Origin of the sequence: Undibacterium sp. WLHG33 (assembly GCF_049544815.1) — a bacterium.
In the GTDB taxonomy this organism is placed as follows: Bacteria; Pseudomonadota; Gammaproteobacteria; order Burkholderiales; family Burkholderiaceae_D; genus Undibacterium.
On sequence record NZ_CP186697.1, the window covers coordinates 431,607 to 450,160 of the forward strand.

The window sequence follows — 18,554 nt, forward strand, 5'->3', positions numbered from 1 at the left end:
CTTTGCATCGCTATCAAAATCTATTTCTGACAGTATGACACAGCCACCTCAGAGCGGACACACCAGCCTCGCAGAACTTCACCAGAATCGCAGCGCCTTGCGACGATATTTATTAGATTATCGTCGTCAGCTTGATGCAGCTGTGCGCCAGCAATGGGATGCGCAGATTGCGGATCATTTACTGGCGTGGTGCCGTCAGGAAAAACCCGCCAGTCTGGCCGTTTACTGGCCGATACAGGCCGAGCCTGATCTGCGGTTTTGCTACGCTGCAATAGCCGCAATGGGGATACAACTCGCATTGCCCTGGGTCAGCGCGAAAGACACGCCTTTGCGCTTTCTCACCTGGCGTGAAGGGGATGCGATGCTGACGGATGATTACGGCATTCCTTTACCGGCGCAACGTAATCATCTGTTGACGCCGGCTGCACTGCTGATTCCCTGCGTTGGTTTTAATACCGCCCGCTATCGTCTTGGTTATGGCGGTGGGTATTACGACAGAACACTGCCCGGTCTGCCAGATGCGGTCAGCCTCGGCATCGCCTACCAGTGCGCCTGCGCCGACTTTGCGCCGGGTGAACACGACATTCCTATGACGCATATCATGACCGAAGCCGGATGTTTTGCCTGAGTGATTTCGATCAGCATGACTATTCCGGCGTTTTAGATGCTTTATATACTCCCGGGGAGTATATATTTACCCCCTTATTTTTCGCTGACAAGAGCGTGATTTTGATAAAAAAGAGGGGGAGTATGCTAAAAAATTGGTGTTTTGATGATGCGGGAGAGTTGATTCCGCACCTAAACAGGGAAGGCGAGGGTGCAACAATCAGCTGTATTGATGCGCCCCGCGATGCGATCAGCAATGCCGCATTTTAAAACCCTAATGCCTTGCCGTCAGGATTGCGTGAATCAGAAAAACCGTAAAACACGCCATCGCGGATCTGTATGGTCTGAGTTTTTCCTATGACTGGTGCTTGTTTCAGATTCTGGCCTTTGTCGCTCAGAATTTTCAAGGTATCAGCGCTGATGCCTTTTTCAAAATACAGCTGATCCGGCATCCATTGCTGATGGATACGCGGCGCGATCGTTGCCTCAGCGACGTTCATGCCGTGGTCGATCACATTTAAAATCGTTTGCAGCGTGGTGGTAATGATGCGGCTGCCACCGGGGCTGCCGGTAACCAGAAACGGTTTGCCATCTTTTAACACTATCGTCGGTGACATCGAACTCAGCGGGCGCTTACCAGCCTGTATCGCGTTGGCAGCGCCGCCGATGAGTCCGAATGCATTCGGTACGCCGGCTTTGACGGAAAAATCATCCATCTCGTCATTCAGTACGATGCCAGTGCCGCTGGCGACGATGCCGCTGCCGAAATTCAGATTCAGGGTGTAGGTCGTTGCGACGACGTTGCCGAATTTGTCGGCCACGCTGTAGTGCGTGGTCTGATCGCTTTCATAAGCTTGTGGCTGGCCTGGTTTGATTTCTGCGGACGGTGTGGCGCGCTCGGGATGAATTTTTTTGACGAGTTCATCGGCGTAGATGCGCGCAGTCAGACCCTTTTGCGGAACTTTGTAGAAATCCGGGTCGCCCAGATATTCTGAACGGTCGGCATAAGCGAGCTTCATCACTTCACTGAGCTGATGCAGAGTCTGTGCGCTGTTGGCACCTTGCTCTCTGAGCGGATAGTGTTCCAGCATATTCAGCATCTGGATAATGTGCACACCGCCAGAACTGGGCGGCGGCATGGAAACGACCTCGTAGCCGCGATAATTGCCTTTGACTGGCTGGCGCTCTATCGCCTTGTAATTTTTCAGATCGCTGGCGCTGATAAAACCCTGATGCTGCTGCACTTCTGCGACGATTTTCTTTGCAATCTCGCCTTCGTAAAATGCTTTGGAACCTTGTGATGCTATCAGTCGCAGCGAATGTGCAAGGTCTTTTTGAACCAGCTTTTCACCTGCCTGCAATGGTCGTCCGTCTTTGAAAAAAATCGCCCGGCTGGACGGCCATTTTCCAAGATGATCACGTTCGGCCTGCAACAATGTGGCCAGATAAGGCGTGACGCTGAATCCTTGCTCCGCCAGGCGGATCGCAGGTGCGATGACATCTTTCAGTTTCATACTGCCGTATTTGCTGAGTGCAAGCTCCAGACCAGCGACGGTGCCGGGCACGCCTATCGCCAGATGGCTGTGGGTGGAACTGCCGGGAATCACGTTGCAGCTGGCATCGAGATACATGTCTTTGTGGGCTTTTGCCGGCGCGCTTTCACGGAAATCGAGAGCGATCTGTTTTCCTGAACGTGTATCGTGAATCAGCATGAAGCCGCCGCCGCCAATGTTACCGGCATTCGGCAGCACGACTGCGAGAGCGAATCCGGTGGCGACTGCGGCATCGACAGCGTTGCCGCCTTGCGCGAGTATCTGTGCACCGACTTCACTGGCCAGCGCCTGTTCAGTTGCAACCATTCCATGACGACTGCTGACCGGGCTGATGATGGGGAAATTGGTGTCGTATCGAATGTTCGCCGCAATCTGCGCATGCGCCGGGAGCGTGGCGGCGAGGCCGACAGCGCTGATGCTGGCAGCAAAGAATAGTGACAGTCCCAATTTTTTCTGTAATAACACGCAAATTCTCCGTGATGTCATGTCTGGTGTGAGTGGCATAACGCCCGGACAATAGTGTATCTGCTTAGCCCGAGGGGGACTATATTTCTATCGCATATCGATAGACACTTTTTACACGGCGGCATGCGATCTTGCCGGCATGCGTGAAAGGGCAGGGGACTGAGTCCAAATTGCTGTGAAAATAAAAAAGCCACCTCGTAAGGTGGCTTTTACAGCGTTAAAACGAGAGCAATTTGTGAGAATTACTTCGCTTCAGCATCGCCTTCTGCTTCAGCAGCTACGGCACCTGCAGGTACAGTCGCGATAGCGATAGTGATATCACCACCGTGTACAACTGCTGTGACGCCTTTTGGCAGTTTCAGACCAGATGCGTGGATAGACTGACCAGCTTCCAGTTTGGACAGGTCCACTTCAACGAATTCTGGCAGGTTTGCTGGCAGGCAGGATACATCCAGCTCAACTGCTACGTGGCTGATGACTGCGCCAGAAGTTTTTACTGCTGGGGATACGTCAGCGTTCACGAAGTGCAGAGGCACTTTAACGTGGATTTCTTTATTTGGATCAACGCGTTGGAAATCAGCGTGCAATACCAATTGTTTGTATGCGTGGACTTGGAAGTCGCGCAACAGAACTTTTTCTACTTTACCGTCAACTTCCAGATCCAGAATGGAGGAGTGGAATACTTCTTTTTTCAATGCATGGTACAGGGCATTGTGATCCAGCGTGATAGCGACTGGTGCTTCAGTGCCGCCGTAGATGATGCCAGGTGTTTGGCCAGCATTGCGCAGGCGGCGGCTCGCTCCGGTCCCCTGTTCTTTGCGTGCAAATGCGATAACTTTCATGGTGTTACTCCAAAAAATGCAAAACGGTTTGTCGTTTTGCGATAAAGAATCCCCGCGACCAGGGATTCATAAAAAAGCGCCGTCAGATAAACGACAGCGCCGAAACCGGTAAAAATTAATCCGTGAACAGGGAGATAACTGATTCGCCTTTGGTAATACGGCGGAAAGTCTCTGCCAGCAAGCTGTCGCAAGACAGTTGACGGATTTTCGGGCAGGCGCGTGCTGCCTCGGATAATGGAATCGTGTCCGTCACCACCAGCTCATCGAGCGGTGATTGGGTAATGCGCTGGATGGCCGGGCCGGATAATACCGGATGCGTACAATACGCCAGCACTTTCTTGGCGCCACGTTCTTTCAATACTTCTGCTGCTTTGGTCAGCGTACCGGCGGTATCAACCATGTCATCCATGATCACGCAGTTACGGCCTTCGACTTCACCAATGATGTTCATGACTTCGGACACATTGGCTTTCGGACGGCGTTTATCGATAATCGCCAGATCACAGCCGAGGCGTTTTGCCAGAGCGCGGGCACGTACTACACCGCCGACGTCAGGGGAAACAACCAGCAGGTTGTCATAGTTTTTCGAGACCAGATCGCCCAGCAAAATTGGCGACGCGTAGATGTTATCGACCGGAATGTCGAAGAAACCCTGAATCTGATCGGCATGCAAATCCATGATCATGATGCGGTCAACGCCGGCTTCTTCCAGCATGTTCGCCACCACTTTGGCAGAAATCGCGACACGCGCTGAGCGTGGGCGGCGATCCTGACGGGCGTAACCGAAGTAAGGAATGGCTGCAGTAATGCGACCAGCAGAAGCACGTTTGAGTGCATCGACCATCAACATGATTTCCATCAGGTTGTCGTTGGTTGGAGCACAGGTGGATTGTAAAACGAAGACATCTTTACCACGGACATTTTCATTAATCTCGACCATCACTTCACCGTCAGAGAATTTTGAAACATCTGCTTTACCGAGAGGAATGCCCAGTTGTTTGACGACTCCAGCTGCTAATGCCGGATTGGCATTGCCAGTGAAGACCATCATGTTGTCATTTACGCGCGCGTTTGCCATGGCGGGACCTATTGGCTGAATTTTTGAGGACCTGATCTTTTTGCATAGACTTTTTGCAAAAAAACCAAAAGTAAAAACTAAAAAAGCCGCCGCAGAATCTATGCGGCGGCTTTAATTTTAATGGCAGGGGAAGAAGGATTCGAACCTTCGCATGCCGGAATCAAAATCCGGTGCCTTAACCAGCTTGGCGACTCCCCTACTCAACCGTTTGTCTGTCGTCCAGAATAGACCGCTATTTTAGCGTTAATTCGACGTCAGACCAAATCTTTTTTACTTCTGCTTCAAGTCATCCATCGGATGGCGATTCAGTGCTTTTGCTTTCCAAGATGTCCAGCGTTCAGGTATCTGCTCTATTACTTTGTCTGCTGCCGCTTCATCGGCAAAAGCACAAAAAACACAAGCTCCTGATCCTGTCATCTTCGCGTTTCCGAATTGTGACAGCCATTTAACCGCTTCGTCAACCTCGGGAAACATTGCGCAGGCAACTGTTTGCAGATCGTTTTTCCAGAACATTTCTGCATTGCTGGAAAAGTCCGCTATTCTGACGATCTTAGTGTCTCTTGTCAACTCTTTTGCCGAAAAAATTGCAGGTGTCGGTACTTGTATGCCGGGTTCGATGACGACAAACCAGCGTTCCGGTGTCTGAATTGCCTGCAATTCTTCACCGACGCCCTCAGCAAAAGCATTTTCGCCGAAGATGAAAAACGGTACGTCAGCACCGAGCTGCAAACCCAGCGACATCAGTTCAGTTTTGCTCAGACCGGTGCGCCATAAATGGTTCAGTGCCATCAGTGTGGTAGCCGCATCCGAGGAGCCGCCACCCAGTCCGCCACCCATAGGCAGAATTTTATGCAGTGTCAGATTGGCGCCGAGTGGGCATCCGGTTTTTTCTTGCAACAGGCGCGCGGCACGCACGATCAGATCGGAGTCTGCCGGCACGCCGGGAATGTCATTAGTGCGGATGATCTGACCATCGTTGCGAACTTCAAAGTCCAGCGTATCGCAGCGGTTTATCAGTTGAAATGCAGTTTGCAGCAAGTGGTAGCCATCGGCGCGCCGGCCGGTCACATGCAGAAATAAATTCAGTTTGGCGGGCGCCGGGCAGGCGAGAAGTTGTTGTGTCATGGATTTTGCGGCGCTTCAATAAAAATGTTCAGAGTGACTTCGCCGGCATTGGTGGTGTAGCGATTCAAATCAATGCGTTTGGGGGAGTTCGTCGTTTCGTGCCAGCTGGCGTAGCGGATATTCCAGCCGTCGCTGCTGATGGTCTGATCGCTGGCTGTCAGCGCGGTTCTGCTGCCATCAGGCTGACGGATAAAGCCTTGCAGCCAGTCGCGCATCCCGGACACCGGCAGCGGCCAGCGCAAGGCGTCGGACAGCAGCTGATCCAGATTGTCAGCTTCTTGTGGCATTTTGCCTTCCTGTTCGAGTCGCGCACCGTGCCCATTCTGGGTGATTCTGGCGATCGTTTGCCCGACTGGCGAGAATAATGTGATTTGCAAACTGTTGCTGGTCTGTTCCCACTCAAAACTGCCGGGCAGATTTTGCGGTTTGTTGTTGTGCTCGTAACGCACCGAGATTTTACCGTTCAGGTGAATGTTTTCCTGGTAGTTGCGGGTTGCCCTGGGAGCTTGTTCTGTGCTACTGACATTAGCGTTAGGAAGGCTGCTGCAGGCACTGCTGAGCAGCGCGCCGGATAAGCTTGTCAGAAGCATGAAAATTCGGGAGTATCTGTGCATGATGCTCTGGAGCCCTTTATTTTATTGGACTTTATTAAAAATAATGCATATACCCCACCGGAGTATATGCATTATCAGAAAACTTTTACGAAGAAATTACAGCTTCACATTCAGGCGTTCCAGCGTGTTTTTCAGGGAGGTGTTTTTCGGGTCTTTAGTGCGACCTTCACGCCAGATTTTGCGTGCCGCGTCTTTCTGCCCCTGGGTCCATAACAACTCGCCGAGATGCGCCGCGATGTCGGTGTCAGGGCGCAATTCATAAGCGCGGCGCAGGGCTTTTTCTGCTTCCTCAAGCTGACCAAGACGGAATTTCACCCAGCCCACGCTATCGAGGATGAAAGGGTCGTCCGGTGACAATTCATTCGCCTTTTCTATGAGTATCAGTGCTTCATTCAGGCGGATATTTCTGTCTGCGAAAGAGTAACCTAGCGCATTGTAGGCATGCTGATTTTTTGGATCAACACTGATGACGCGGCGCAAAGCCTGTTCCATTTCTGCGAACTTCGATTGCGATTCCAGCAGCATTGCGTAGTCATACAACAGATCGGCATTATCGGGATGCGCTTTGAGGCCATTTTGCAAAACCTGGGCGGCTTCTGCTACCAGGCCGTTATCACGCAATATCTGTGCTTCGGTCTGTATCAGCTGCATTTGTTCAGACGTATTGGACGGCTTAAGTTCTTTCAGTAAGGCCCTTGCATTTTCAAGTTTGCCGTCTCTGGAATACAAACTCGCGCGACGCATCTGCACGTTAAACCACGCAGAGTTGCGGCCGTCGAACGATTCGACTTTACTTAGCCATTCCTGCGCTGCTTTGTAGTCTTTGCGTTCAAACGCGATTCTCGACAGATTCAGCAACACCGGCGTGGTATTGCGCTCTTCGCCTTTTGCTTCGATGATCTTCAGATAGCGCGTCAAATATTCTTCTGCCTGCTGTGACTGTTTCTTTTCCATCGCCAGCAAACCCAGCGTGTAAATTGCACTCAGATCATCCGGTTTGTCGCGCAGAATATGTTCGAATTCAACGCTGGCTTTATCCAGCTGTTTTAAGTCGATCAGGATACTGGCATAGGCCAGACGGACATCGCGCGCATCCGGATTTTTTGCCAGAAATCCCGCCATCGCTTTTGCCGCGTCCTTTTGCGAGGATGCCTGTGCGATGGTGAGTATCGCCAGTTGCGAATCGGTTTTGGTTTTCAGAACCAGCTGCGCTTCTTCGACGGCACGCTTGTTGTCGCCCTTGCTGTAAGCGCCTTGCGCCAGTGCCAGATGCGCTTCCGGTAGTGATTTGTAGGGGGCAAGGGTTTCTTCCAGAACGTCAAATGCGGCATTTTTATCGCGAGCCCGTGCCAGCAAACGCTGGGTTTGCAACATAATGACGCCGTATTGTTTCGGATCAGCTTCTCTGAGTTTTTCAGAAAAAACTTTCTGAATTTCGGCCAGATTATTGTTCATCACCATGAAGCCCAGATAATACTGGGTCGCTTCATTCGAGCCCGGTGCCAGCTCGCGCCACAGACGGATTGCTGCCAGTGCCTCTCCGGGCTGTTTTGCACTCAGGGCGATTTCCGCTGAACGTTTTGCCAGACGCGGGTCACTCGTTTGCTGTGCGGTGCTCATCAGGGTAATGTACGCTGCCTGCCAGTTGCCACGTTGATAGGCGATCTCTGCAGTCAGGATTTTGTACAGCAATTCATCTGTCAGTGCGACCGCAGGCAGTTTATCTTTGTTTTCGACGATCGCCGGGCTGGCACCGTTGAGATCTTTATCTGCAGACAGTGCAGCTTTCGCCGCATCGCTGACATGATGGGTGTCTTCGGATTTGAGGTTGTGTAATCCGCCAATCCCGGCACAGGCAGACAGCAGCGCAGCGCAGCTGAGGTAAGCCGCCGGACGAAGTACGGATACAATAGATGTGGTGACAAATGCTGAGATAGTTTTCAAGACGAACCCGAAATGAACTGTGGATAGCTGATTTTACGCCGAACTAGCCAGCGCGTGGGAGCTGACACGTCTGACCCTGTTTCAAATTGTATATAACGATGACTCATGTTCACGCACATGAATGCCGCCGTACTTTCTGAACTCTGCAAAATTAGAAACTTCATTGATATAAAAGTTCCGGACTATGCCTGAATTACCTGAGGTTGAAGTGACACGCCGCGGCGTCGCACCCCATTTGACGGGGCAGCGCGTGAGCGCTGTGATCATGCGACGCGCTGGCTTACGCTGGCCTTTTCCTGCAGATTTGCCTGCCTTGCTGCAAGACCATACCATCGTGGCGACCGGTCGGCGCGGCAAATACCTGTTACTCCATTTTCAGCATGGTACGCTGCTGATTCATCTTGGAATGTCGGGACATTTAAGTATCCTGCCAGCGACAACTCCGGCAGGGAAACACGATCATATTGATATCATTGTCGGCGAGAATGCATTGCGTATGACCGATCCGCGTCGTTTTGGCGCGGTGCTCTGGCATGCTGTGACCGATGGTGATCTCGATCATCATGTTTTGCTGAAAAATCTGGGTGTTGAACCGCTGGAAGATCAGTTCGATGCGGAATTATTGTTTCGCCAGACCCGGCAGCGCAGCGCTGCTGTCAAACAGGTATTGCTGGCGGGCGATATCGTGGTCGGCGTAGGCAATATTTATGCGTCAGAAAGTCTGTTTAAAGCGAAAATTAATCCGAAGACGCCGGCAAAACGTATCAGCCTTGCGCGTTACCGTCTTCTTGTAGAGGCGATACGCGAAACGCTGGCGGCGGCGATACAACAAGGCGGCAGTACTCTCAAAGATTTTGTCGGGGTGGATGGGCAAAGCGGTTATTTTCAGCAGCATTATTTCGTCTATGATCGTGCGGGCGAAGATTGCCGCCTTTGCGGTCATACTGTGCGCAAAATTGTACAAGGTCAACGCAGCAGCTTTTATTGTCCGCATTGTCAGAAATAAATCGCATTTATGCTTTGAATTGTCAGCGTAAGCTTGTTTTACGGGTATTTTTTCGTTCACCCATATATACTTGAATGAATAAGAAATTAACCGAGGGAAACATGAGTAATCTGGTCCAGAAATTCCAAGAATACAGTGAGTGGCGCAAGGGAGTTGTGCGGGCGCTTGAACAGTATCGTGCCTGGACGAATGGATCGGAAATGGCCGATACGGCGACAGATCAGCGTCTTGCACGTCTGATGGAGCGTCTGGTTGACGATAAATTGTCGATTGCTTTTGTCGCAGAATTTTCGCGCGGTAAATCGGAACTGATTAACGCGATATTCTTCGCTGATTACGGTCAGCGTATCCTGCCTTCGTCTGCTGGCCGTACGACGATGTGTCCGACAGAATTACTGTATGACGACACGATTCCGCCATGTATTCGTCTGTTGCCGATAGAGACTCGCGCAGAGGCGCAGTCCACCAGCGAATATAAAGGCCAGAACCACGTCTGGAAAGTGTTGCCGCTGAACATCGGTTCCGGCGACGGTATGCTGGAAGCATTCAAGCAAGTCAGTCTGACTAAAAAAGTCAGCGTCGAGATGGCCAAGCAATATGGTTTGTTTGATGAAGATGATCCGGATGCGGCGCTGGAAGTTGACGAAAACGGTATGGTCGAGATTTCCCAGTGGCGTCATGCGATCGTGAATTTCCCTCATCCTTTGTTGAAAGAAGGCCTGATCATCGTTGATACGCCGGGTCTGAATGCGATTGGTACCGAGCCTGAACTGACGTTGAACCTGATCCCGAATGCGCATGCCGTCTTGTTTATACTGGCTGCCGATACCGGTGTGACCAAGAGCGATATCGATGTCTGGCGTAACCACATCGGTGGCGGGCCGGGACGCATGGTCGTACTGAATAAGATCGACAGTATGTGGGACGAGTTGCGTACACCGGAAGAAATTGAGAAGCAACTGGCGCGTCAGGTCGCAACCGTCGCGCACACGCTGGGGATTGAAGAAAAACAGATTTTCCCGGTTTCCGCGCAAAAAGGACTGGTCGCCAAGATCAACAAGGATGCACCTTTACTGGCAAAAACCCGTTTACCAGTGCTGGAATATGCGTTATCGAAAGAGTTAATCCCGGCAAAACAAGACATCATCCGCGCTCAACTCGAATCCGACATTCACGAAATCGCTGCTGCACAACAGGCCGTCATTTCATCGCGCAGCCGTAATGTGGTGGAACAGATGCTGGAGCTCAAGGGGCTGCGCGGTAAAAATATGAATGTCATTGAACACATGATGAAACGTGTCGATGCCGAGAAAAAAGAGTTTGACGCCAGTCTGATCCGCATGCAGGGAACGCGCTCGGTATTCACGCGTTTGTCGACTGAGGTTTACACGAATCTGGGCATGGATATTCTGCGCGAAGAAATACGTAAGACGCGCGAAGCGATGGAGAAAAGCTATTTGTCGCTGGGCCTGCGCGATTCGATCAAACACTTTTTTGCACAGGTTCGTCTGAATCTAATTGAGTCCAATAAGAAGACGGATGAAATCTCGGAAATGATGGTCGTGATGTATCGTAAATTTTCGACTGAGCATGGTCTGGCTTTATCTGCACCGATGCCGTTTTCTCTGGATAAGTACATCAAGGAACTCGATGCGATTGAAGTCGTGTATCAGAAACAATTTAATGCGACGTCCATGCTGACGAATACCCGTGTTGCCCTGATGCGCAAATTTTTCGATTCTGTTGCGGCACGTGTCAAACAAAATTTTTTACAGGCAAATAAAGACGTGGAAGCCTGGCAGAAAGTAGTGATGGCACCGTTGGAAGCGCAGATCCGTGAGCATAAAAGCCAGCTGAAAAACCGCATGCAGTCGATACAACGTATTCACGTCGCGACGGACAGTCTGGAAGACAGGATTGCGTCATTTGAAGCCCTGCAGGCAGAAATTGAGGCACAGAAGCAGGGCTTGCAACAGATGCAGGACAATTTGCAAGCAGCATTGAACGCCGACCTGAAAAACATCAAGGTCGCGGCATAAGTCGAGAATTAATGAAACGTCGTATTCCGGCGGCTGCGGCCGCCAATTTTATTCATCCCGAATTTGTTGATCCCGATTTTTCTGCAACGGTGATCCGGTGGCAGAAACAGCATGGCAGACATGGATTACCCTGGCAGCAAAGCCGCGACGCCTACCGCGTCTGGTTATCCGAAATCATGTTGCAGCAGACGCAGGTCAGTGCAGTGATTCCGTATTACCAGAAATTTCTGCAAAGCTTCCCCACCGTATCTGATCTCGCCGCCGCACCAGCCGAGGCTGTGATGGCGCACTGGAGCGGACTCGGCTATTACACCCGCGCCCGCAATCTGCATCAGTGCGCAAAGCAGGTGGTGGAAAAATATCAGGGACAATTTCCCGCAGACCAGACTTTGCTCGAACAATTGCCGGGCATAGGTCGCTCTACTGCCGCTGCGATTACAGCATTTTCGTATGGTACGGTGGCGGCCATCCTCGACGGTAATGTTAAACGCGTGTTTGCAAGGGTATTCGGTATTGCCGGTTACCCCGGCAGTAAAGTCATCGAGGACAGTATGTGGCAACGTGCGCTCGCGCTGTTGCCGGACGAGGGTATTGAATCCTACACGCAAGGTCTGATGGATCTCGGCGCCACCTTGTGTACCCGCAGCAGCCCTGCTTGCGGACGTTGTCCTTTGCAGGCGCGCTGTGTCGCCTTTGCGGAAGGCCGTACTGCCGAATTGCCGACCCGCAAACCGAAAAAACTGGCGAAAGAAAAGCGCGCTGTGATGCTGCTGTTGCTGGATCAGAACCGGGTTTTATTAGAGCGGCGGCCCGATAGCGGTATATGGGGCGGCTTGTTGTCCTTACCGGAGGTTGACGGCATGCAGCCATACGTCCGGACGGAGGAGGATACCGGCGATACCGCTGCGGTATTCTCGGTGGTGACACCCGCCTTGCTGGCGCTGACTGCGCGTTTTGGTAAAGTTGAAATCCGTCGTGAATTGCCAGTGATTGAGCATGTCTTCACGCATTTCAGATTGCATATTCATACGGTGCTTGCTGAACTGTCGCAGCATGCGCCGCAAGTGGCTGAGAACAGTTACGTGTGGCTGGATTTACAGCAGGCCGCTGAGGCCGGTGTGCCAGCCCCGATCAAGACTCTATTGCAGTCTTTAGCACAGGCGGAATTGCAACTCTGATTTATCTTGTTGCCTTGCCATTGCTGACTCATCGCCGTTTCCACGGTTTTCGTCGCTGATTTCGTTGTTTTATCGCAAGACGGACTTTTTATATATTGTTCGCTTTACACTACCCTCCTCGAAATTGTTTATTCAGGAGAACTCCTTGCGAAAACATATTTTTCTTGCCGTGATCGGTTTGTTGTCGGCAGCGGCTTCGTTCGCCGCTGATACCGTCACCAGTCCCTGCCGCTTACCTGAATTTCCGCAGGAATTACGATGTGGAAAAGTGCAACGGCCTTTGAATCCTGCTGAGCCGGAAGGCAAAAAAATCGATGTGCATTACGTCGTGTTGCCTTCGCAGGATAAAAATAAACTGCCTGATGCGGTGTTTCTGCTGGCCGGTGGTCCGGGGCAGAGTGCAATCAGCGTTGCCGGTTTTGGTCAGGCGATGTTGAGTCGTTTAAATAAACGGCGTGATCTGGTGTTTGTCGATCAGCGTGGAACAGGGCGCAGCGCGTCGCTTGCTTGTCCTGAAATGGAAAATTCCGCCGAGGTTGTCGATGATGCGCAAATGCAAAAGCATTCAGACGCCTGCCTTGCGCGTTTAAAAACCTTGCCGTACGGTGATCTTCGCTATTACAGCACCAGCATAGCGGTGCAGGATATCGAAGCGGTACGTAAGCAACAGGCGTACGACAGAATTAATCTGGTCGGTGCTTCGTATGGCACCCGCGTAGGTCTTGAATTCGCCAGACAATTTCCGCTTTCAGTGAAACGCATGGTGCTCGATGGCGTTGTGCCGCCGGACATGAGTCTGCCTGCCGCAGATGCACAGGTCGCATTGGACGGTGTTTTTCAGGATTGTGCCCGGCATGCATCGTGCAACGCAGCTTATCCGGCGTTGGCACAGCAATGGAAAAGTTTAATCACGCGCATGCCGCAATCAGTCAGTGTCACGCATCCGCGGCTCGGCACTCCGTTGAAATTCACCATGACGCATGACATTCTTTTGAGTCTGGTGCATAAGACCTTGTATGCACCGACAACCGTCGCTGGTTTGCCGTATGCGCTGACCCAGGCGGCGCAGGGAAACTATCAGCCGCTGGTGACCTTGAGTGGTGCAACGAACCTGCCGGGACCGGCGGGAATCAATTACGGGATGCATTTTTCGGTCTGGTGTTCCGAGATGTTCGCTCGTCCCCTGGCAGCACCTAAAGATGAGTTTGAAAAGCTGATGACGGATATGTATCAGCGCACATGTAAAAACTGGCCGCGTGCCAGTATTCCGGCGGAATTTTTCTCGATCCCTGCTGCACAGTCGCCGGTATTGCTGCTGAGTGGCGGTATTGATCCGGTCACGCCGATACGTCATGGTGCCGCTGTGGCGAAAGCACTGGGCTCCCAGGCCGTGCATATCACGATAGAAAATGCTGGTCATGGTTTGCTGGCGCAAGGCTGCGTGCGCGATGTGGTTTATCGTTTTCTGAACGCCAAAGAAAATACCGAAGCGCTGAAAGTTGATAGTAGTTGTGTACGTCAGATTCCACGACCGCTGGCGTGGCAACCCCTGCAAGCCAGAAAGGAAGTGCAGCCATGATTATCGTCAACGATTTACATAAGACCTTCGTCAGACAAGGAAAAGTCAGCACAAAAAATATCACCGATATTGCGCGTTTGCTGGGGCTGATGAAGAAAAAAAATGAAGTAGTGAATGCCGTCAATGGTGTCAGCTTTACAGCGCAGGACGGCGCGATTACTGGCCTGCTTGGCGCAAACGGTGCCGGTAAAACGACCACCTTACGCATGGTCGCCGCCTTACTGAATCCTGATCGCGGCGAGATCACGGTCGATGGCATTAAGGTGCAGGCGGGCGTGTCATCAACGCAATCGCAGATGGGCGTGTTATCCGATGCGCGCGGCTTGTATCCGCGACTGACGGCTCGCGAGAATATTCACTACTACGGTCTGTTGCATGGCATGTCGGCAGAGCAGGCGGAACAGCGTACTGAGCAGTTATCGCACTGGCTGGAAATGGGGGCCTTGCTGGACAGACGTACCGATGGTTTCAGTCAGGGCGAACGTATGAAAACGGCGCTGGCGCGGGCATTGGTGCACGATCCCAAAAATATCATTCTTGATGAACCAACCAATGGCCTGGATGTCGTGGCGACGCGCGCCTTGCGTGAATTTTTGCGCTGGCTACGTTCTGCTGAAGGTGGTGGCAAATGCATTATTTTTTCCACCCACATCATGCAGGAGGTGGAACGCCTGTGTGACGATGTCGTCATCGTGGCGCAGGGAAAAAATGTGGCACGCGGCACCGTTGCCGGCTTGTTACAACAGGCGGAAGAAAATAATTTTGAAGATGCCTTCGTGAAGCTGGCATTTTTGCAGACTGCTAATGTGACGAATAACGTGATGAATAATGTGACGATGGGAGCGCGCGGATGAAAGCGATGTTAACGATTTTTCGCAAAGAAATAAAAGATGCTTTGCGCGACCGCCGTACCTTGATGACGGCCTTGCTGAGTTCCCTGCTTGGCGTTCCTCTGATGCTGTTTATTTTCTCGACGGTGTTATCGCAGGTCGAGTCACAGGAAGAGAAACGCACAGTGCTGGCGGTGGGTATCGAATATGCGCCGCAACTGGAAAATTTCATTTTGCGGCAGGGATATCAGGTCAAAACTGCTCCGGTGGATTATGAGGCCAAATCACGTAGTAAAGAGCTGGATCAGCCGGTGTTACTGGTGCCGCAGGATTTTGAAAAGAAACTGATGACGGGTGATAAAGCCATCCTTGAGGTCGCGTATGACAGTAATAACCGTCAGGCCGAATTCGGCTTGCGGCCACTCAAGCGTTTGCTGGAAGCCTACACCCAGGAAACCACGCTGATGGGCTTGACGATGCGCGGCATCTCGACGGAATTGTTGCAGCGGATCGAGGTCAGAGAGCGTCGTTTGCAAAAGCCGGAAGAACGCAAAGCATCGGTCACGGAAATGCTGCCGATGATGGTATTGATGGCGATTATTATCGGTGGCATGTACGCCGCGATTGATACTACGGCGGGTGAACGTGAGCGCGGCTCGCTTGAACCGCTGATGATGAATCCGGTCAGCGGCTGGCAACTGGCGATAGGCAAATGGGGCGCGGTGGCAGCGGTGGGAATGGGCGTGGTGGTATTGACGATCTTCAGCTTTTTTCCGTCGCAGTGGCTGATTAAAAATGATACTTTGCGCGCCGAGTTTCAATTCGGTATCAAGGATGCGATTGGTTTTCTGATGGTGCTGTTGCCGTTGGCGGCGAGCATGGCGGCGTTACAGATCGCGATTGCGCTCGATTGTAAAAGCTACAAAGAGGCGCAGGTTCGCAATCAGATCGTGACCATGTTCATTCCGTTCGTCAGCTTGATTCCGATTTTGTTCCCGGGGCGTGAACCGGCGTGGTTCAAATGGGTGCCGGTGCTGGCGCAGAATCAGATGATGAATCAGGTGTTAAAAGGCGAGGTGCTGCACCCGCTGACGGTTGGTATGGCGCTTGCCACCTGCGTTCTGATCAGCGTGATTTGTCTGATGTATATTGCGCAGAAAATGCGCAAGGTCGTCATGGTGTAAAGCGTATTTCAGCGATACTCCCCCCTCTTTTTAAGAAAACCCCGTTGATGTCCTTATAAACAAACGGGGTTTTTAGATACCCGGGGGAGTATATTTATTACTCACAATAGCCCGCGAGGCCAGTGCGGTCAGTGCAGCCTGCGGTGTCTGACCAGCACCTGCTCTGACTGCTGGAAGTGGCGGCTCAGTTTTTCTACCATGTACACCGAGCGATGCTGACCGCCGGTACAACCGATCGCAATGGTCAGGTAACTGCGATTGTCGTCTTTGAACGACGGTATCCATTTCGTCAGGAAAGCCAGAATATCTGCATACATATCCTGCGCCATGGCCTGATTGTCCAGATAGTCAACAACAGGCGCATCGCGCCCGGTCAGTGGCCGCAGTGCCAGATCATAATGAGGATTCGGCAGCATCCTGACGTCGAAAACGTAATCAGCATCAAGCGGCACGCCGCGTTTAAATGCAAAGGATTCAAACATCAGCGTCAATGGCGCATGCGGCATGTCTATCATGTTCTTGACCCAGCTACGCAACTGATTGGCGCTGAGGTCGGTGGTGTCGATGACATGGGCTAAGGCCTGAATTTCTGCCAGAATTTCGCGTTCTTCCTCTATACACTCCATCAGACTCAGTCTTTCGATGGAAGAGTTTTCCCGCCCCAGCCGGTGTGAGAGGGGGTGACTACGCCGTGTTTCGGAAAAGCGGGCGACCAGAGAATCGGTGCTGGCCGTGAGAAACAGCATTCTGACTTCGTGCCCGGCGTTGGTTAATACCTGCTTTGTATCCAGAACGCCGGTCAGCTGACTGGCGCTGCGCGAATCAATTGCCACGGCTACCAGCGGTTCATTCGATAAAGTTCTGATCAGCTCAGGCAACAAGCTGGGCGGTAAATTATCGACGCAGTAATAGCCGGCGTCTTCCAGCACATTCAAAGCAACCGATTTTCCTGAGCCGGAAATACCTGAGATCAGCAGGATTTGCATGTCAGTCTCCCGCCTCCATCGCGCGGCGCTGGCGTTCCATGAAGTCTTCCAGCGTATTAATACCGCGCAATTGCAATATCGTATTGCGTACCGCTGCTTCCAGCAAAACGGCGATATTTCGACCTGCTGCAACCGGAATCACGACTTTGCGTATAGGCAGTCCCAGCACTTCTTCGGTTTGCGAATCGATAGGCAGTCGTTCGTAATTATCTTCGAGTGTGCTGCGGCGAACCAGATGCACGATCAGTTTCAGACGCATTTTGCGGCGTACGGCGGTTTCACCGAATATCGTTTTGATATCGAGCAGACCCAGACCGCGGACTTCCAGCAGATTTTGTAATAGTTCCGGACAGCGGCCTTCTATCATGTTCGGCGCGATACGTGAAAATTCAACCGCATCGTCCGCCACCAGCCCGTGGCTGCGGGAAATCAGCTCCAGCCCGAGTTCACTTTTACCCAGACCAGATTCGCCGGTGATCAGTACACCCACGCCCAGTACGTCCATGAAGACGCCATGCATGGTGATTTTCTGTGCCAGCTTTTTCGACAGATACACACGCAGATAATCAATCACCTGCGCCGACGGATAAGGTGTGGAAAACAGGGCGATATTGTTATCGTCACAGGCAGTCAGAAATTCCGGTGGCGAATCCAGTCCCTGAGCGACGATCAGCGCCGGTGGTTCACCTGCCACCAGTTCGCGGAAAAGGTTGGCGCGGGATGCACTCGATAAACGTTCAAAGTAGGCTAATTCCTGCGGTCCGAGCACCTGAATACGACCAGGGTGAATCAGATTCAGATGTCCGACCTGATCGGCAGAGGAGGCGGCATCACCGATGATTTGTTTGTCGGCACCTGCAAAGCCGGCGAACCAGCCGAGCTGCATGATGTCGCGGTTGTCATCGTAAATTTTTTGTATCGTTAATTCAGTGAGTAAGGGCATGGATAAGCAATAAAAAAATCAGACGACAACAATCTGAGGCGTCAGGAGACGGTAGAGACGTCCGGACGCCAGGCGAGGATTTTTTCGTGTACGACGCTGGCACTGGCTTCGGTATTTAATTCGTTACGGAAGCTTTCATTCGACAGCATCTCGGCAATTTCGGACAGTATTTCCAGATGTTGCTGCGTCACATTGTCGGGCATTAACAGGAAAATCAGCAATGTGACCACCTGCCCATCCGGCGATTCAAACGGAATCCCGTCTTTCAGCCGGACCAATGCTGCAATCGGTGCTTTCAGCCCCTTGATACGTCCATGTGGAATAGCCACGCCATGACCAAGTCCGGTAGAGCCCAGACGCTCGCGTGCAAACAGATTATCGGAAACGGTGGAACGGGCGATGCCGCAATTGTTTTCAAATAACAGTCCTGCTTGCTCGAATGCACGTTTTTTACTGGAAATTTCCAGGTCCAGCAGTACGTTGGCGAGGGGAAGAATTTTGGCGATATTCGTCATAGTGCAAGATCGGATTACAGCAGAGAGTTTCGTGTGCAAAGGCGAAGCAGATGCGATCCGAATTATA

General features: G+C 51.9%; 16 protein-coding genes and 1 tRNA gene. 7 read left to right on the top strand and 10 right to left on the bottom strand.

Going from position 1 to position 18,554, the window contains the following annotated elements; genetic code table 11:
- Window positions 1-34 precede the first annotated feature (34 nt).
- Window positions 35-628: a 5-formyltetrahydrofolate cyclo-ligase gene (locus tag ACOTSW_RS02010; RefSeq protein ID WP_423680724.1), complete on the top strand. Its 594-nt coding sequence runs from the start codon at window positions 35-37 to the stop codon at window positions 626-628.
- 244 nt (window positions 629-872) lie between these two features.
- Here ACOTSW_RS02010 and ggt read toward each other — a convergent pair whose 3' ends face one another.
- The 7 genes from ggt to ACOTSW_RS02045 form a co-directional block, all read right to left on the bottom strand.
- Window positions 873-2,645, bottom strand: coding sequence for a gamma-glutamyltransferase (ggt, locus tag ACOTSW_RS02015; protein ID WP_423682230.1), 1,773 nt, complete (start codon window positions 2,643-2,645; stop codon window positions 873-875).
- 221 nt (window positions 2,646-2,866) lie between these two features.
- Window positions 2,867-3,466 (bottom strand): 50S ribosomal protein L25/general stress protein Ctc, encoded by a 600-nt coding sequence (locus tag ACOTSW_RS02020; protein ID WP_423680725.1) that lies wholly within the window; start codon window positions 3,464-3,466, stop codon window positions 2,867-2,869.
- A 115-nt stretch (window positions 3,467-3,581) separates the two neighbouring features.
- A complete protein-coding gene (locus ACOTSW_RS02025) occupies window positions 3,582-4,544 on the bottom strand; it encodes a ribose-phosphate pyrophosphokinase (RefSeq protein WP_423680726.1) in 963 nt (320 codons plus the stop codon).
- A gap of 121 nt (window positions 4,545-4,665) precedes the next feature.
- A tRNA-Gln gene (locus tag ACOTSW_RS02030) sits at window positions 4,666-4,742 on the bottom strand.
- 72 nt (window positions 4,743-4,814) lie between these two features.
- A complete protein-coding gene (ispE, locus tag ACOTSW_RS02035; RefSeq protein WP_423680727.1) occupies window positions 4,815-5,669 on the bottom strand; it encodes a 4-(cytidine 5'-diphospho)-2-C-methyl-D-erythritol kinase in 855 nt (284 codons plus the stop codon).
- Entirely contained in the window at window positions 5,666-6,259 is a 594-nt protein-coding gene (gene lolB / locus ACOTSW_RS02040) for a lipoprotein insertase outer membrane protein LolB (RefSeq protein ID WP_423680728.1), read from the bottom strand. The genes ispE and lolB overlap by 4 nt, the downstream gene beginning before the upstream one ends.
- A gap of 120 nt (window positions 6,260-6,379) precedes the next feature.
- Complete coding sequence (locus ACOTSW_RS02045; protein WP_423680729.1) at window positions 6,380-8,227, bottom strand: tetratricopeptide repeat protein; 1,848 nt, start codon at window positions 8,225-8,227, stop codon at window positions 6,380-6,382.
- A gap of 184 nt (window positions 8,228-8,411) precedes the next feature.
- On the opposite strand from ACOTSW_RS02045, the gene mutM reads away from it, so the two are divergent.
- The 6 genes from mutM (at window position 8,412) to ACOTSW_RS02075 (ending at window position 16,043) form a co-directional block, all read left to right on the top strand.
- Complete coding sequence (mutM, locus tag ACOTSW_RS02050) at window positions 8,412-9,233, top strand: bifunctional DNA-formamidopyrimidine glycosylase/DNA-(apurinic or apyrimidinic site) lyase (RefSeq protein WP_423680730.1); 822 nt, start codon at window positions 8,412-8,414, stop codon at window positions 9,231-9,233.
- A 101-nt stretch (window positions 9,234-9,334) separates the two neighbouring features.
- The gene (locus tag ACOTSW_RS02055; RefSeq protein WP_423680731.1) at window positions 9,335-11,272 is read left to right on the top strand and encodes a dynamin family protein; all 1,938 of its coding nucleotides are present in this window, start codon (window positions 9,335-9,337) and stop codon (window positions 11,270-11,272) included.
- Window positions 11,273-11,283: 11 nt separating this feature from the next.
- Window positions 11,284-12,450: an A/G-specific adenine glycosylase gene (mutY, locus tag ACOTSW_RS02060; protein ID WP_423680732.1), complete on the top strand. Its 1,167-nt coding sequence runs from the start codon at window positions 11,284-11,286 to the stop codon at window positions 12,448-12,450.
- Between the two features lie 145 nt (window positions 12,451-12,595).
- Window positions 12,596-14,029 (top strand): alpha/beta hydrolase, encoded by a 1,434-nt coding sequence (locus ACOTSW_RS02065; protein WP_423680733.1) that lies wholly within the window; start codon window positions 12,596-12,598, stop codon window positions 14,027-14,029.
- Window positions 14,026-14,883 (top strand): ATP-binding cassette domain-containing protein, encoded by an 858-nt coding sequence (locus ACOTSW_RS02070; protein ID WP_423680734.1) that lies wholly within the window; start codon window positions 14,026-14,028, stop codon window positions 14,881-14,883. Before ACOTSW_RS02065 ends, ACOTSW_RS02070 begins: the two co-directional genes overlap by 4 nt.
- Window positions 14,884-14,888: 5 nt before the next feature.
- On the top strand, window positions 14,889-16,043 hold the full coding sequence (locus tag ACOTSW_RS02075; protein ID WP_423680735.1) for an ABC transporter permease: 1,155 nt from the start codon (window positions 14,889-14,891) through the stop codon (window positions 16,041-16,043).
- 128 nt (window positions 16,044-16,171) lie between these two features.
- On the opposite strand, the gene rapZ is transcribed toward ACOTSW_RS02075, so the two are convergent.
- From rapZ to ACOTSW_RS02090, 3 genes are read right to left on the bottom strand one after another with little or no spacing between them, the layout of a single operon-like run.
- Window positions 16,172-17,029: an RNase adapter RapZ gene (gene rapZ / locus ACOTSW_RS02080; protein ID WP_423680736.1), complete on the bottom strand. Its 858-nt coding sequence runs from the start codon at window positions 17,027-17,029 to the stop codon at window positions 16,172-16,174.
- 1 nt (window position 17,030) lies between these two features.
- A complete protein-coding gene (gene hprK / locus ACOTSW_RS02085; RefSeq protein ID WP_423680737.1) occupies window positions 17,031-17,972 on the bottom strand; it encodes an HPr(Ser) kinase/phosphatase in 942 nt (313 codons plus the stop codon).
- Between the two features lie 41 nt (window positions 17,973-18,013).
- Entirely contained in the window at window positions 18,014-18,487 is a 474-nt protein-coding gene (locus tag ACOTSW_RS02090) for a PTS sugar transporter subunit IIA (protein WP_423680738.1), read from the bottom strand.
- Between the last annotated feature and the right edge of the window lie 67 nt (window positions 18,488-18,554).